This is a genomic window from Sphingobium sp. YR768 (assembly GCF_900111125.1).
Classification (GTDB): domain Bacteria; phylum Pseudomonadota; class Alphaproteobacteria; order Sphingomonadales; family Sphingomonadaceae; genus Sphingobium.
The window spans coordinates 1-15,141 of sequence record NZ_FOGE01000004.1; the positions used below are offsets into that span (position 1 = coordinate 1).

Genomic DNA, 15,141 nt, shown 5'->3' on the forward strand with positions numbered 1-15,141 from the left:
CCGCGCTGTAGCGCTTTCTCGTCGTCTTCATTCCCGTCCATTCCTTCAGGTCCGCATGAGCTTAAAACCCTGTCCGAATTTCCGGCACCAACTCAACTCAGTCCAGCATCTGCATCGATAGGTAGACGTTGCGCGCCTTCGAGCGCTTCCTTGATCCGGCGCTTGTCTCTTTGCTTTTCAATTGAAGGCGATAGCCCTTCCTGGACCATGCGCTTGGCGTCGATGCACTTCTCTCTAGCGCTGGCCAGAGAAAGGCCGGAAGGCCCGTACTTTCCGAAGGTTACGGTCTCCCGCCTGCGGTGCAGACGGTAATCCAGGCGGAAGGAAATGGTGCCGTTCGTCCCGACGCGCACATACATGCCATCACGGTCCGTCACCTTGTAGGCTTTCTCTTTTGGTTTCAAATGCTTGAGTGCTGCATCGGTTAACATCGCCAGAGCCTCCGATCATTTTTACCGTCGCCTCTAAAACGCACCTCTCCCGACCCGAAAAGCACACTGTTTCCAGTGGCTTAGGCGGAAAAAATTACCGTCACGGGCTGTTGCGTCCCTGACAGTAACGGCGATTTTGGCGATGGACAAGAGGAGGCGATACCGTCAGATCGCGCGACGGATTTGAATGCTACCCACCGATTGTAGTTGAATGTCGTTGCGATAAAAATAATTTTTATCAATTACTTACGGCGTAATATGGCGTAGTTTCGGCCCCCGCTGGAGGGGCCAAATTCACTCCCACTCGATCGTCCCGGGCGGCTTCGACGTGTAATCATACACCACGCGGTTGATGCCCTTGACCTCATTGATGATGCGCGTCGCGACGCGGCTGAGGAAGGCGGCGTCGAAGGGATAGATGTCGGCGGTCATGCCGTCGGTCGAGGTGACGGCGCGCACCGCGCAGACGCTGTCATAGGTGCGGTGGTCGCCCATCACGCCCACGGTGCGGACCGGCAGCAGCACGGCGAAGGCCTGCCAGATCGCGTCATAGAGGCCCGCATTGCGGATTTCCTCCAGATAGATGAAGTCCGCCTTGCGCAAAATGTCGCAGCGTTCCTTGGTCACTTCGCCGGGGATGCGGATGGCAAGGCCGGGTCCGGGGAAGGGATGGCGGCCGACGAAAATGTCGGGCAGGCCCAGTTCCTTGCCCAGTACGCGCACTTCGTCCTTGAACAGTTCGCGTAAGGGTTCGACCAGTTTCATGTTCATGCGTTCGGGCAGGCCGCCGACATTATGGTGCGACTTGATCGTGACCGAAGGTCCGCCGGTGAAGCTGACCGATTCGATCACGTCGGGATAGAGGGTGCCCTGCGCGAGGAAATCCGCGCCGCCGATCTTGGCGGCTTCCTCTTCGAACACGGCGATGAATTCGCCGCCGATGAACTTGCGCTTCTTTTCCGGGTCGGTGAGGCCGGCGAGGCCACCCAGGAAGCGTTCCTCCGCATTCACATGCACCAGCTTGATGCCATAATGTTCGCGGAACAGGCTGACCACCTGCTCGGCTTCACCCAGACGCATCAGGCCATGATCGACGAAGACGCAGGTCAACTGGTCGCCGATGGCTTCGTGGATGAGAACAGCGGCCACCGCAGAGTCGACGCCGCCGGACAGGCCGCAGATGACCCGGCCCCCATTCGGACCAACGCCGACCTGCGCGCGGATTTCGGCGATCTTGGTCGCGCGGAATTCCGCCATGGTCCAGTCACCGGCCAGACCGCAGACATGGCGGACGAAATTGGCGAGCAGCTTCGCGCCGTCGGGGGTGTGGACGACTTCGGGGTGGAACTGGGTGGCGTAGAAACGCTTGGCTTCGTTCGCGGTGACGGCATAGGGCGCGCCCTCGCTGGTCGCGACGACCTCGAAGCCGGGCGCAAGCTGGGTCACCTTGTCGCCATGGCTCATCCAGACCTGATGATTTTCACCCGTGGTCCACAGGCCGTCGAACAGGGCGCAATCCTTCTTCACCTCGATGAAGGCGCGGCCGAATTCGCCGCTCTCGCCACCTTCGACATTGCCGCCCAGCTGCTGCATCATCGTCTGCTGGCCGTAGCAGATGCCCAGCACGGGCACGCCGGCGTCGAAGAAATGCTGCGGGGCGCGGGGGCTGTCGTCCCACATGACCGAGGACGGGCCGCCAGAGAGGATGATGCCCTTGGGCTTCATGCGCTCGAACGCTTCGGCGGCGGCGTTGAAGGGGGCGATCTCGGAATAGACGCCGGCTTCGCGGACGCGCCGGGCGATGAGCTGTGTCACCTGACTGCCGAAATCCACGATGAGGATGGAATCCTGAAGGGGCAGCGTCATCGAATCGCCTTTATAATCGAGCGTGGGAAGGGATTCGCGCCCGGTTAGTCGCAGCTTGCCCTTATGTCCAGTTATGCCTTGAACTGCCTGCCCGCGCGCCAGCCGATCAGCGCCGCGCCCGCAAGGATGGCGGCCGCGATCAGAAAGCCGCTGCCGATGAAGGGCAGGGCCGGCTTCGGTCCGACCGACAGCGAATAGATGGCGCCGAAGAAGAGCGGGGAGACGATGCCCGCGATCGCGCCGACGCTGTTGTTCGCGCCCTGCAACTGGCCCTGTTCGGATTCGGAGACATGGCGGGTCATCAGCGACTGGATGGTCGGCATGGCCAAACCCCACAGGCAGTTGGGGAACATGGCGGCGACGAAGAACAGGCCGCTGGGCGCCAGCCCCATCGCGCCGAGGCCGACGGCGCCGAAGCAGAGGCCCATGACCATGGTGGCGCGATCCCCCAGCCGCTTGACGATCGGCCCGACCAGCAATCCCTGCACCGCCATGTCGAGCACGCCGATCAGCGCCAGCAGGGTGCCGACCTGCCAGGCGCCCCAGCCATAGCGGTCACCGGCATAGAGGACGAAGATGGCCGAGAAGATATGATGCGCGAAATAGAGGAGGAAATTGCCGACGGCGAGGCTGGACAATTCGGGGTGGGACCGCAGCAACTGCAAGGCGCCAAAAGGGTTGGCCCGGCGCCAGCTAAACGCCATGCGCTTTTCCGGCGCGAGCGATTCGGGCAGCACGAACAGGCCGTAGAGAAAGGCGAGGCCAGACAGCGCCGCGGCCGCCCAGAAGGGCGCGCGGTGGGAAATCTCACCCAGCACGCCACCGATCAGCGGCCCGGCGACGAAGCCGGCGCTGAACGCCGCGCCGATCAGGCCATAGCCTCTGGCGCGTTCCTCCGGCGGGGTGATGTCGGCCATATAGGCGAAGGTGGAGGTGAAGCTGGACGAGGTGACGCCCGCCAATATACGCCCCAATGCCAGCCACCAGAGATTGGGCGCCAGCGCCATCAGCACATAATCGAGCGCCAGCCCCGCTACCGAAATCAGGATGACCGGCCGCCGCCCGAAACGGTCCGACAGCGAACCGATCAGCGGCGAGCAGATGAATTGCATGCCGGCCCAGAGCGCCACGAACAGGCCGTTCCACATGCCCGCCGCAGCATCCGATCCGGACAGCGTCTCGATCAGATGCGGCAGCACCGGGATGATGATGCCCATCGACATCACATCGAGCAGCGCCGTGATCAGGATGAAGATGATCGCGGCGGTGCGGCGCGGGGAGGCGGATGCGGTCATGGCGTGGGGCTATCGCGGCGCGCAGAGGATGCCAAGGGGCGCCGCGGCGAAGTTTATGAAGTTGCTAAATGCTGTCATGCCCTCCGTCCACGGGCGCGGGTGTCTTCAATGCGGCTTTCGCGGTTTCTTGAGCATATTGCTGAGCGAGAGGCCGATGGGATGCGCGAAAATATTCGCGCTCCTCAAGGGCTGAAACGGCGGCCAGGCCGCAGTCGCGTTTCGCCCGAAACCACTGTTATAAAATGAATTTATAGGAAGAATATTGGAGCGGGCGAAGGGATTCGAACCCTCGACCCCAACCTTGGCAACTTAAACGCCGGGCTTTCCCACGCTTTTCGAGGCTGCGCTACACTACGATTTTCCTAATATTCCTTGATACTTACAGTTGTCTATCGTACTCTGTGGCTGGGCGTAATTAGACGCTCTGTGGAGACATTTTGGAGACAAAGCTGCTCCATTCAAGTTTTGTCTCCAACTGGAGATACGCAATGCCAACCTGCAAACTGACCAAGCGCGCCATCGATGCGCTCGTCCCGCCCGCGGCGAAGCAGGAAGTCCTTTGGGATACTGATGTGAAGGGCTTCGGTGTGCGGGTGCTGCCCTCGGGTCTGAAGACCTTCATCGTGCAGTACCGAAATGCCGAGGGGATCAAGCGCCGCATGAATATCGCACGCTATGGCATTCTGACGGTTGAACAGGCCCGCGACGAAGCCAAGCTCAAACTCGCCGCCGTCATCAAAGGCGAAGATCCCGCCGAGGAAGTTCAGCAAGCGCGCAAAGGGATGACGGTCGAGGAGATGTGCGACTGGTATCTTGTCGAGGCCCGCGCCGGACGTATTCTCGGGCGCAAGAATCTCCCCATCAAGGCATCGTCGCTCGATAAGGACGAAAGCCGGATCAAGACGCACATCAAACCGCTGCTCGGCAAGCGGATCGTGCGGCATCTGACTCCGGCCGACATCGAGCAGATGCAGACCGATGTGAAAGTGGGGAAGACCGCGAAGCCGCGCGGCGACGGCCGCGGCGGCAAGGCAACTGGCGGTCCCGCCGCTGCATCGGGTTGCGTGGGCACTATTCAGGCCATCATTGGCCATGCCAAGCATAAGGGCCTGCTCGATGCTCACCCGACACAAGGCGCGAAGAAGCTGGCCGGCAGAAAAAAGACGCGGCGCCTCAGCGTCGCCGAGATCATCATGGTAGGCAAGGCAATGGCCTATGCCGAGCGCAATGGCGAGAACCCCGTCGCCCTCGGCGCACTCCGCACGCTGCTGCTAACCGGGTATCGCCGGGAAGAGGCGCAAGCAATGCACCGGGCTTGGGTCAATGGCGCGAGCGGCTATGTGGCGTTTCCCGATACGAAGGGTGGCGCGCAAATTCGGGCCATCGGACCTGCGGCGGTGAAGGTCGTGGAGAGCCAGCTTGGTCTCGTGGGCAATCCGCACGCCTTCCCTTCAGAAGTGGGGTCGGGACCGTTCACGGCGGTCAGCGCGTGCCTTGAGCGTATCTGCAAGCTCGCCGGGATCGAGGGCGTCACGCCGCACACACTGCGCCATACGTTCGGCAGCGTAGCCGGCGATCTCGGCTTTTCAGAGCTGACGATCCGGGCCATGCTCGGCCACGCCTCGCAGAACGTCACGCAGGACTATATCCACATCGACGAAGCGTTGAAGCTCGCCGTGCGGCGGACCTCGGACAAGATTGAGCGGCTCCTTGCCGAGGGCGCCGCGAAGCTGGATACGATGCAGCTTGCCGCGTGACGGTCGAACAGGCTTTTTGCCCAGCGCCAAAAGCAATGCGAAGGTCGCGACCGATGCTGGAAGACCAATCCATATCGCCTTTTTTGAGGCTCGCATATGCGCGAGACGAGCTAGGCGTCATCGAGGTAAATCCAGCACACGTGTCAGGATGCCACAGGACATGGCGCGGAGGCGCCGGCTGAACGAAGAGAATTATCGGACCCTTGGCAGCATCCTTACCAAAGCAGCCGAGGGCGAACGCTATGCACGCACGGTCGACATCATTCGGTTGAACAATAAGCCTGACCGCGCCGCTTCCTGATTGCAAAGTCAGTAAGATTCTTGCCAAATCTGCACGTCTCGAATGAAGACGGCGCGGTCGGCCGATTATGCCTATGTGACATCTAAAGGCCGGATGATCGCTAATACATATCTAATCTCGATTAAGCGGCTGTATAGGCCGGATAGTCGATATAGCCCTCGGCGCCGCCGCCATAGAAGGTGCTGCGGATCGGCATGTTCAACGGCCAATCGTTCTTCAGCCGTGCGACCAGGTCCGGGTTGGCAATGAAGGGGGTGCCAAAGGCCGCCAGATCGATCACCCCATCACCGATTAGCTTCTCGGCCCTCTCGCGCGTCATGCCGCCTGCCAGGATCAGGGCCGTGTTCGGCAAATACCCCTTGAGCTTGCGCAAGAGCCCCGGAAACCCGGTTTCGCCGGCTCCGACGACTGTCTCGCCTACCACGAAGCCGGACTGATCCATGACATGCACATAGGCGAGCTGGCGTCTGCCGATCTCGCTGGCGAGGGTGATGTAGGTTTCGTCGATTTCCGGATAGTGCGGCATGTCGAAAAGTTGCCCATAGGGCGAGATGCGGATGCCGACCCGGTTCGCACCGATGCGCGCGACGACGGCGTCGATCACCTCCAGCGTGAAGCGGAGACGGTTTTCCAGCGTGGCGGCCGAATACTGATCGGTGCGGTCGTTGACGAGAGGGTTCATGAATTGCTCGAACAGATACCCGTTCGCACCGTGGATCTCGACCCCGTCGAAGCCCGCCTCGATAGCGTTGGCCGCCGCCTGTGCAAATTCCTGGACGATGCGCGCCACCTCGTCCGTGGCGAGTTGGCGCGGCGTAGGTGCTTCCACCAGATCGGGCTTACCGTCGGCGTCATAGCCATAGGCCATCGCACCGGACGGGCGCTTCGAGCTTGCGCTGACCGGGGTCTTCCCGTCCTCCTGGATCGAGGGATGTGAGACGCGCCCGACATGCCAGATCTGGGCAAACATCCTGCCGCCCGCTGCATGCACCGAGTTGGTGGTCAGGCGCCATCCTGCAATCTGTTCGGGCGTGAAGATGCCGGGATTGAAGAGATAGCCCTGTCCTTCGCGCGAGATCGGTGTGCCCTCGCTGACGATCAGCCCGGCGGTGGCGCGTTGCGTATAATAAAGCGCGACCCGTTCGTCGGCGACATCGCGCGGTGCCCGCGAGCGGGTCAGGGGCGCCATGACAATCCGGTTTTTGAGCAGCGTGCCGGACAGGTCGAAATCTTCGAAAACGGGAGTCATTGAGTAAGTGATCCTTTGATACTGGCAAATATGTGCGGGCTGCATCGCGTCGAAGAGGCCGCCGATCATTCAAATCAGGCCGCCGACTGTTGATGAAGGAATTCGGCAGGTCGATTTTCAGCCCTTGATCCAATTCCCGTCGGTCTGTGGATCGACAGAAAGATCGAAGGTCTGGATGAAGCCGGACAACATCCTGTAGTAGCCAAGAACGATAAGGGCGTCGGCCAATTCCTGAACGGAAAAATATCGCAGGCCATGTTTGAACAACACACCAGGCGCCTTGCCCTTTTCCAACACGGCCTTTCCTAGCCGCAAAAGGACGCGCTCATTTTCGCCAAAGGCTTCGGGATCGTCCAACCGGCCTTCGGCAATGGCGACATACTGTTCCTGGCGGACGCCTGCGGCTTGGCCGATGGAAACATGCTGCTCCCATTCATAGGTCGCGCCTTCATGCGCAGCCACCAGCAGGACGACGAGTTCCTTGTGATAATCCGAGATGACCAAATTCTTGAATATGGCATTGGTGAGATCGATAACGGGGATGAATGTGCCTGCGCTGTGGCCCAGCATCCGGAAAGCGTTCACTTTTGTCGGCAGGTTCTCAAACTTTTCTCGCACGTCGCGCGGAAGTTCAGCAAAATCTGGATAATCGATTTTGACTACCGAGCTGATCTTGTCGTTGGATAGAGATTGGTCCGCCACGGCTACCTCCTTAAAATGTCTTGGTTCCGATGAATTTCTGGACCGACGGCTTCAATTGCGAACACTTAGTCATACGAGCAGCGCCGGGCGGTGCTGAGACCCTCTGAAACCGTGACCGATCCCGTTTTCGCGAGATTCAGTCTTTGGGGATGACGCGCAGGTTGCGGAAATGAGCGACGGTTCCGGATTCCAGCCAGATGCCGACGCCGCCACGCTGGCCGGGTGACAGCTTCATGTCGTTGACGATGAAGGCGGGATTCGGTGAGCGGTCGAGGAACAATTGTGCCTGTGATCCTTCGACGACAAGCCGCATGTGAATCCAGCGGCCAGCGGCGATATCGGCGTAGGTTTCATATTTCTCGGGGAACTGCGAACGCAGCATGTCGAAGCGGAAATCGGGATACGCCGCGTACTGGACGGTGTGATTACGCCGGACCTGATCGGGAGCGCTGCTGTTCGTGGGGCGCAGGTAGATGTTTTCGAACCGGCCCTGCGCGTCTATCCGGTATGCCAGACCAATGAAGCCGCGGGCATAGTCCGGTGCATCCGCAGCGAGATCGCTCGCAACTTCCACCTCGATCGTGCCGTCGCTAAAATCGAGCGGTAGCCATGCCATGAAATTGCGGTCGGCCAGTTTCTCACGCGCAGGATCCTGATAGGCGGAAGACGGCATGGTCAGTTTGAGGGCCGGGTCGCCCTGATAGGTGGATTGCTGAAGAGCGACGCCGGATAGCCGGAAGTCCCCGACCTGATCCTGAGCGGAAACCGGGGCACCGCCCAACGCAAGAATACCGGCGACCGCAATGGCGCCGGCTATCAATGCTGTGCGGCGCCCTGTCCTCATGGCTCCCCGCGAAGTCACCGCGAAAAGCCCGCGAACGGCGTCAGATAGACGGCGCCGAAGCCATCGAGCTTGGCGCGAATGTCCGGCGTGGTGTCGCCGTAGACATAAAGTTTGTCGATGCTGGCAAGCGCAAGAAACCGCTCAGCAAAGGGCGTGAAGGTCTCTTCGACATGCGGCAGCAGACCCTGGGTGCGATAGCGTTCGACGATATGCACGACGCTGTGTTCGGCATTGACGACATATTCGTAGGTGGTTGTGTCGGGCTCCTTGCTTGTCGCCTCGACGATCTGCTCGACGAGCGATTTGAACGCCTCGAAATTCTCGGGAAGGATCGAGAGATGATAGAGGGAGTAGATCTCGTTCTGCATGAATTGGTTCCTGATCGGTCGAAGCGACAGCCTCCGCACTTGCCAATATACGGTAGAAGATTGCATGATAAATATCGCAGATAGAGACTCTATGTAGAATTGAGGGGCACAATGGCGGAGCAAGATCCTCTGGCCGGTACGACCGTGTTCACCGCTGCCGCCCGCGCAGGTAGCTTCACGCTTGCCGCCCAGCGGCTCGGGATGACGAAATCCGCAGTCGGAAAGGCGATCGCGCGGCTCGAAGCGCGGCTTGGGACAAAGCTCTTTCACCGCACCACCCGGCTGACACGGCTGACGGCAGATGGTGAGGCTTATCTTGCAGCGTGCGTCGCCGCGATCGATGAAATCACCGCCGCGCAGGCAGCGCTGGCGTCTGCCGGTTGCGTCCTGAGCGGTCGGTTACGGGTAGATATGCCGGTCGCATTCGGGCGCAACGTACTTCTGCCGATTCTTGTCGACATCGCGCGCGAGCACCCTGGCCTCAATCTCGCCCTGACCTTTACCGATGCGACCAGCGATCTGTTGCAAGAGGATGTCGATCTCGCGATCCGGTTCGGGACGCTCAAAGACAGCAGCCACCTGATCGCGCGCCATCTCGTCGACCAGGACAGGGTGATTTGCGCGGCACCGGCCTATCTGCTTCAGCATGGCCGCCCCGAGACACTGGCCGACCTGCGCCACCACCGCTGTATCGTCGGGTCTTCCAACGGACCGCCGCTCGCCTGGATTGTCCGGGAAGGCGGTCAGGAGAAGAAGATCACTCCGCCAGCGACGCACCAGATCAGCGACGGTGAAGCGATGGTGGGAGCGGCGGTCGCGGGCCTTGGTCTGTGCCAGGTCCCTGTATCAATGGTGCGGGCTCCTGTGGCACAGGGGATGTTGGAGGTTGTGCTGACCAGTTTCTCGACGGTGCCGGTCGAGGTTCATGCCGTCTGGCCGCGCCAGGCCCATCTCAGCCCCCGCGTTCGCCACCTCGTTGACCGGCTGCTGGCAGAAGCGGCGAGCGGGAAGCTGAGTTGAGACGTTGAGGATGGCTTTATGCGTTTGACCGTCGCGACCTCACTTTACTGAATTCCAAGCCCCCGCTTCCAAATGGCGGCTTGCGCCGCATGGGCTGCCTAATGGATATTACGTAGTGCGAGGGGAGTGCCGGGGCGGCATGCCAATGCCAACCCTTCGGAGCATATATGACAACCTCCAGCCTTTCCCCAGACCCGCTCGACGGGATCGCCCAGACACTCGACCGCGCGGCCGCCGCCTTTGTGGCGCAAGCGATGTCAGGACTGTCGCCGGTGACGATGACCCAGGCATTCCTGGACTGGGCCGCGCACCTTGCGATTTCGCCAGGCAAACAGTTGCAGCTTGCGAACAAGGCGTGCCGGAAAGTCGGGCGTATCGCCGACTATTCCGCCCGACGGGCGGACGACGACCGTGCCGATCCTGCGATCGCACCGCTGCCGCAGGATCGGCGCTTCGCGGATCCTGCCTGGTCCGAACGGCCATTCGACCTGATCTCGCAGGCATTTCTGCTCAACCAACAATGGTGGCATGCGGCAACAACCGGGATCGGCGGAGTCTCGCGCCACCATGAGCAGATGGTCAATTTCGCCGCACGCCAACTTCTCGACGTCTTCGCTCCCACCAACTTCCTTGCCACAAACCCGGTGCTTCAGCGCAAGATTGTCGAGACTGGAGGGCAATGCCTCGTCGAAGGCGCGCGGCATTGGTGGGAGGATGCTCAACGCCTGGCCCGGGGCGAGCCGCCAGTGGGCTCCGAACAGTTTGTTGTCGGCAAGAGCGTCGCGGCGGCGCCTGGGAAAATTGTCTACCGCAACGAACTGATCGAGCTGATCCAGTATGCGCCAACCACCGAGACCGTGCATCCCGAGCCGATCCTGATCGTTCCGGCGTGGATCATGAAATACTACATCCTCGACCTTTCCCCTTACAATTCTCTCGTCCGCTGGCTCGTTGACCAGGGACACACGGTGTTCATGATCTCCTGGCACAATCCGGGCAGCGAAGATCGAAATCTGGACATGGATGCCTATAGGCGGCTTGGGCCGGTAGCCGCGCTCGACGCCGTTCAGGCGATCACCGGCTCCGACAAGGTTCATGGCCTGGGCTACTGCCTGGGAGGAACCTTGCTCGCGATTACGGCGGCGGCGATGTCGCGTGATCAGGATGACCGCTTGGCCACTCTTACGTTGCTGGCCGCACAGACGGAATTCAGCGAGCCGGGCGAACTCGGCCTCTTCATCGATGAAGCCCAGCTCAACCTGCTCGAAAATATGATGTGGAGCCGTGGCTATCTCGACAGCGGTCAGATGGGCGGCGCCTTCCATATCCTGCGATCCAATGATCTCATCTGGTCCCGTATCCTCGGCACTTATCTGATGGGCGAGCGCGAGCCGATGTCTGACCTGATGGCCTGGAACGCCGACGGGACGCGAATGCCCTATGCGATGCACAGCGAGTATCTGCGCCGGCTTTTCCTCGATGATGACCTCGCCGAGGGGCGGTTCAAGGTCGGAAACCGCACCGTCACCCTGTCAGCACTGCGCCAGCCTCTGTTCGTGGTGGGAACGGAACGCGACCACGTCGCGCCCTGGCGCTCGGTCCACAAGATTCATTGGCTCACAAGTGCGGAGATCCGCTTCGTGCTGACCAGCGGCGGCCATAACGCCGGCATTGTCTCCGAACCTGGCCATGCGCGTCGGCGCTTCCATGTCTCGACACGGCCTCTCGACGGCCCGGCGCTCGATCCGGACGATTGGCTCGATCAGTCGGAAGCCCAGGATGGGTCATGGTGGCTCGAATGGGGCCGTTGGCTTGGCGCGCATTCGGGCGAGCGCGTCGCACCGCCGGGCATGGGACAAGCGGACGGCGTTTATCGGCCGCTTTGCGATGCGCCTGGTCATTATGTGATGGAACGCTGAGATGAGCAGCCCCGAAATGATCGAGAACCGCACCTTCGACGAGATCGCGGTGGGTGACAGCGCCAGTATCACGCGGATACTGAGCGAGCGTGATATTCAGCTTTTCGCGTTGGTCTCGGGCGACGTAAATCCGGCCCATCTCGATGCCGAGTTCGCCGCTGGCGACCTGTTCGGCCGTGTGATCGCTCATGGTTTGTGGGGCGGCGGCCTGATCTCGGCTGTGCTCGGCACCGAGCTTCCCGGCCCGGGCACGATCTATCTCAGCCAGAGTTTGCGGTTCCGCCGACCTGTGGGGCTTGGCGACACAATCACCGCATCCGTTACGGTCAAGGAGAAGCGTCCGGGGCATGAGGTGATCCTGTTCGACTGCCGCTGCGTCAATCAGCAGGGCGAAGACGTCATCACCGGCGAAGCCGAGGTGCGAGCGCCGACCGAGAAGGTGCGCCGTCCGCGCATCGCGCTCCCCGACGTCCAGATCTCGGATCATGACGGCTATCGCAGGCTCATCGAACAGACGGCTGGCGGCGATCCGGTGCTGACCGCCGTCGTCCATCCTTGCAGCCCGGCGGCCATTACGGCTGCTGCCAACGCCGCCAAAGCCGGTCTTATTCTTCCCCTGCTCATCGGCCCGGAGGCCCGGATCCGCAAGTCGGCCGAGGATGCCGGCCAGGACATCTCCGCGTTCCGGGTCGTTGACACGCTTCACAGTCATGCCGCTGCGGCCCGCGCGGTGGAGTTGGTGCGGTCGGGCGAGGCGGGACTGATTATGAAGGGATCGCTGCATACCGATGAGCTGATGGGCGCCGTGGTCCCCTCGGCGACGGGCCTTCGGACCGAACGCCGGGTCAGCCATGCCTATGTCATGGACGTGCCTGGCCATCCGACGCCGCTCATCATTACCGATGCCGCGATTAACATCGAGCCGAGCCTTGAGGACAAGGCAGACATCATCCGCAACGCGATCGATTTGGCGCATGTGATCGGTATCGAGGAGCCAAAGGTCGCGATCCTCTCCGCTGTGGAAACGGTGAACCCGGCAATCCGCTCGACCCTGGAGGCCGCTGCGCTCTGCAAAATGGCCGATCGCGGCCAGATCAGCGGCGGCATCCTCGACGGCCCCCTCGCCTTCGATAATGCGATCAGCGAGAAGGCAGCCAAGGAAAAGGGCATTGTCTCGCTCGTCGCCGGTCGCGCCGAGATCCTCGTCGTTCCCAATCTGGAAGCAGGCAATATGCTCGCGAAGCAGCTTACGTTTCTCGGCGGAGCTGATGCGGCCGGAGTGGTGCTGGGCGCACGGGTTCCCATCATCCTCACGAGCCGAGCGGATTCTCTTCGCACGAGCCTCGCTTCCTGCGCCGTCGCCGTGCTTCTAGCGCGCGCCGCAACGAAAGCGTCGCCCGGTCCTCTGGTCCGGCCCTCGTGAAGGTCATCGCCACGCTCAACGCGGGTTCGTCCAGCATCAAGTTCGCGCTCTATGAACTGTTGGCCGATGGCCTGCGCTTCGATGCCGGCGGGAAGATCGAGGAGATCGGCACAGCGCCTCGCCTGCGTGCCCGCGATGCCCAAGGGGAGGCCATCCTTGAACGTGACTGGCCGCAAGGAAGTGTCCTCTCGCACGAGCATCTGCTGGAAGATCTGTTCGCCTGGGCCGCCAAACAGCTCGGCGACCGTGAGATCGTCGCCATCGGTCATCGCATCGTCCACGGCGGGAGCGATTTCTATGCGCCTCGACTGATCGATGATCCCCTGCTCGAAGCATTGGAAGCTCTGGTCCCACTGGCGCCGCTTCATCAGCCCCATAACCTGGCCGCCGTGCGCGCGTTGCGCGCCTTAGCGCCCAATCGGCCACAGATCGCCTGCTTCGACACCGCCTTCCATCACCACCTGCCCCCGCTCGCCACGCGCCTGCCCCTGGCCCGTACCTTCCATGACCAGGGCTTGCGGCGGTACGGCTTTCACGGATTGTCCTACGAATACATAGCCAGGCGCTTGCTCGATGCCGATCCCCAGCATGCCGGGGGGCGGGTGATCGCGGCGCATCTCGGCAACGGCGCCAGCATGTGCGCAATGCGCGAGGGCAAGAGCGTCGATACGACCATGGGCTTCACCGCGCTGGATGGTCTCATGATGGGCACGCGGGCTGGCGCGCTGGATCCCGGTGTCGTTCTCCATTTGCAGACGCAGATGGGCATGTCGCCGAACGAGGTCGAGACGCTCCTTTACAGGACATCCGGCCTGCTTGGCGTGTCCGGCATATCGAGCGATATGCGCACGCTCCACGCCAGCGAAGCACCCGAGGCGGCCGAAGCCATCTCGCTGTTCGTGAGACAGGCTGTCCGTCAGGCGGCGGCGCTGATTCCCTCGCTAGGAGGGCTCGACGGCCTCGTGTTCACAGCCGGCATCGGCGAAAATGATGCCGTCATCCGGGCGCGGATTTGCGAAGGCTTGTCATGGGCAGGCGTCGCTCTCGATCCAGAGGCCAACAGCGCGAACGCCGCCGTCATCAGCACGCAGGAAAGCAAAGTGCGCGTTCGCGTCATTCCGACGGATGAAGAAGCAGTCATTGCCCATCATGTCACCGACCTGATTTCGTCGGAAAGGAGCACATCGAAATGAAGCCGCTCGTGGATCTCTCAGGCAAGCGCGGACTGGTCGTCGGCATCGCCAACGACAGCAGCATTGCTGCTGGTTGTGCCGAGGCTTTCTCGCGCTGTGGCGCGCGGTTGGCTGCAACCTATCTTAACGAGAAATCGAAAACCTATGTTGAACCGGTGGCGGAGGCGCTTGCCATCGAGTGGCTGGCGCCTTGCGATGTCCGGCAGCCGGGCGAGCTGGAAGCCTTGTTCGAGCGGATACGCGATGAATGGGGCGGCCTCGACTTCCTGCTCCATTCGATTGCCTTTGCGCCGCGCGAAGATTTGCACGGGCGGGTCGTCGATTCGTCGGCCGAAGGTTTCGCGCTGGCGATGGATGTCTCATGTCACAGCTTTCTGCGCATGGCGAAGCTCGCCGAACCTTTGATGGCGGATGGCGGCTGTCTGCTCTGCGTCACCTTCTATGGTTCGGAGCGCGTCGTCGAGAATTACAATCTCATGGGACCGGTTAAGGCCGCGCTCGAGAGCGCCACGCGTTATGTCGCCGCCGAACTCGGCTCAAAGGGAATCCGCGCTCATGCGATTTCCCCCGGCCCCATCGCAACCCGGGCCGCCAGCGGCATCGAGCGGTTCGATGAGCTTCTGGACCGCGCTGCCAGCGCAGCGCCATCGGGACAACTGGTCGACATCACCGATGTGGGCGCTCTGGCGGCGTTCCTCGTCAGCGACGCCGCCCGTCGCATCACCGGGACGATCATTCCGGTAGACAGCGGCCAGCATCTTCTGGCGTGATGC

12 protein-coding genes and 1 pseudogene are annotated in these 15,141 nt (G+C 61.6%); 6 read left to right on the plus strand and 7 right to left on the minus strand.

The features are described from left to right. Positions 1-143 precede the first annotated feature (143 nt). The 3 genes and pseudogenes from BMX92_RS06925 to BMX92_RS06935 form a co-directional block, all read right to left on the minus strand. A pseudogene (locus BMX92_RS06925) lies at positions 144-431 on the minus strand (Arm DNA-binding domain-containing protein); the annotation flags it as partial. 294 nt (positions 432-725) lie between these two features. Beyond that, positions 726-2,297 carry a glutamine-hydrolyzing GMP synthase gene (gene guaA, locus BMX92_RS06930; protein WP_093014044.1) on the minus strand — a complete coding sequence of 524 codons (1,572 nt, stop codon included), beginning with the start codon at positions 2,295-2,297 and terminating at the stop codon, positions 726-728. Positions 2,298-2,368: 71 nt separating this feature from the next. Next, positions 2,369-3,592: a TCR/Tet family MFS transporter gene (locus BMX92_RS06935; protein ID WP_093014047.1), complete on the minus strand. Its 1,224-nt coding sequence runs from the start codon at positions 3,590-3,592 to the stop codon at positions 2,369-2,371. Positions 3,593-4,080: 488 nt separating this feature from the next. On the opposite strand from BMX92_RS06935, the gene BMX92_RS06945 reads away from it, so the two are divergent. Beyond that, positions 4,081-5,349: a tyrosine-type recombinase/integrase gene (locus tag BMX92_RS06945; RefSeq protein ID WP_093014052.1), complete on the plus strand. Its 1,269-nt coding sequence runs from the start codon at positions 4,081-4,083 to the stop codon at positions 5,347-5,349. A gap of 422 nt (positions 5,350-5,771) precedes the next feature. Here BMX92_RS06945 and BMX92_RS06950 read toward each other — a convergent pair whose 3' ends face one another. From BMX92_RS06950 to BMX92_RS06965, 4 genes are all read right to left on the minus strand, one after another. Continuing rightward, a complete protein-coding gene (locus BMX92_RS06950; RefSeq protein WP_093014054.1) occupies positions 5,772-6,899 on the minus strand; it encodes an alkene reductase in 1,128 nt (375 codons plus the stop codon). A gap of 117 nt (positions 6,900-7,016) precedes the next feature. After that, positions 7,017-7,601 carry a carboxymuconolactone decarboxylase family protein gene (locus BMX92_RS06955; protein ID WP_093014057.1) on the minus strand — a complete coding sequence of 195 codons (585 nt, stop codon included), beginning with the start codon at positions 7,599-7,601 and terminating at the stop codon, positions 7,017-7,019. A gap of 136 nt (positions 7,602-7,737) precedes the next feature. After that, positions 7,738-8,421 (minus strand): hypothetical protein, encoded by a 684-nt coding sequence (locus BMX92_RS06960; RefSeq protein WP_218145740.1) that lies wholly within the window; start codon positions 8,419-8,421, stop codon positions 7,738-7,740. A 38-nt stretch (positions 8,422-8,459) separates the two neighbouring features. Further along, positions 8,460-8,813, minus strand: a complete 354-nt coding sequence (locus BMX92_RS06965; RefSeq protein ID WP_093014060.1) for a putative quinol monooxygenase — start codon at positions 8,811-8,813, stop codon at positions 8,460-8,462. Positions 8,814-8,924: 111 nt separating this feature from the next. Between BMX92_RS06965 and BMX92_RS06970 the strand changes: the two genes are divergently transcribed. From BMX92_RS06970 to fabI, 5 genes are all read left to right on the plus strand, one after another. After that, positions 8,925-9,833: a LysR family transcriptional regulator gene (locus BMX92_RS06970; protein ID WP_093014063.1), complete on the plus strand. Its 909-nt coding sequence runs from the start codon at positions 8,925-8,927 to the stop codon at positions 9,831-9,833. A gap of 167 nt (positions 9,834-10,000) precedes the next feature. Beyond that, on the plus strand, positions 10,001-11,752 hold the full coding sequence (locus BMX92_RS06975) for a PHA/PHB synthase family protein (RefSeq protein ID WP_093014066.1): 1,752 nt from the start codon (positions 10,001-10,003) through the stop codon (positions 11,750-11,752). A 1-nt stretch (position 11,753) separates the two neighbouring features. Further along, positions 11,754-13,175 (plus strand): bifunctional enoyl-CoA hydratase/phosphate acetyltransferase, encoded by a 1,422-nt coding sequence (locus tag BMX92_RS06980; RefSeq protein WP_093014069.1) that lies wholly within the window; start codon positions 11,754-11,756, stop codon positions 13,173-13,175. Then, a complete protein-coding gene (locus tag BMX92_RS06985) occupies positions 13,172-14,368 on the plus strand; it encodes an acetate/propionate family kinase (protein WP_093014071.1) in 1,197 nt (398 codons plus the stop codon). Before BMX92_RS06980 ends, BMX92_RS06985 begins: the two co-directional genes overlap by 4 nt. Further along, on the plus strand, positions 14,365-15,138 hold the full coding sequence (gene fabI / locus BMX92_RS06990; RefSeq protein WP_093014074.1) for an enoyl-ACP reductase FabI: 774 nt from the start codon (positions 14,365-14,367) through the stop codon (positions 15,136-15,138). The genes BMX92_RS06985 and fabI overlap by 4 nt, the downstream gene beginning before the upstream one ends. The last annotated feature ends 3 nt before the right edge of the window (positions 15,139-15,141 follow it).

Coding starts and splice junctions, on each gene's coding strand:
- guaA (WP_093014044.1), bottom strand. CDS start 2,297: ATGACGCTGCCCCTTCAGGATTCCATCCTCATCGTGGATTTCGGCAGT.
- BMX92_RS06970 (WP_093014063.1), top strand. CDS start 8,925: ATGGCGGAGCAAGATCCTCTGGCCGGTACGACCGTGTTCACCGCTGCC.
- BMX92_RS06980 (WP_093014069.1), top strand. CDS start 11,754: ATGAGCAGCCCCGAAATGATCGAGAACCGCACCTTCGACGAGATCGCG.
- BMX92_RS06935 (WP_093014047.1), bottom strand. CDS start 3,592: ATGACCGCATCCGCCTCCCCGCGCCGCACCGCCGCGATCATCTTCATC.
- fabI (WP_093014074.1), top strand. CDS start 14,365: ATGAAGCCGCTCGTGGATCTCTCAGGCAAGCGCGGACTGGTCGTCGGC.
- BMX92_RS06965 (WP_093014060.1), bottom strand. CDS start 8,813: ATGCAGAACGAGATCTACTCCCTCTATCATCTCTCGATCCTTCCCGAG.
- BMX92_RS06950 (WP_093014054.1), bottom strand. CDS start 6,899: ATGACTCCCGTTTTCGAAGATTTCGACCTGTCCGGCACGCTGCTCAAA.
- BMX92_RS06975 (WP_093014066.1), top strand. CDS start 10,001: ATGACAACCTCCAGCCTTTCCCCAGACCCGCTCGACGGGATCGCCCAG.
- BMX92_RS06945 (WP_093014052.1), top strand. CDS start 4,081: ATGCCAACCTGCAAACTGACCAAGCGCGCCATCGATGCGCTCGTCCCG.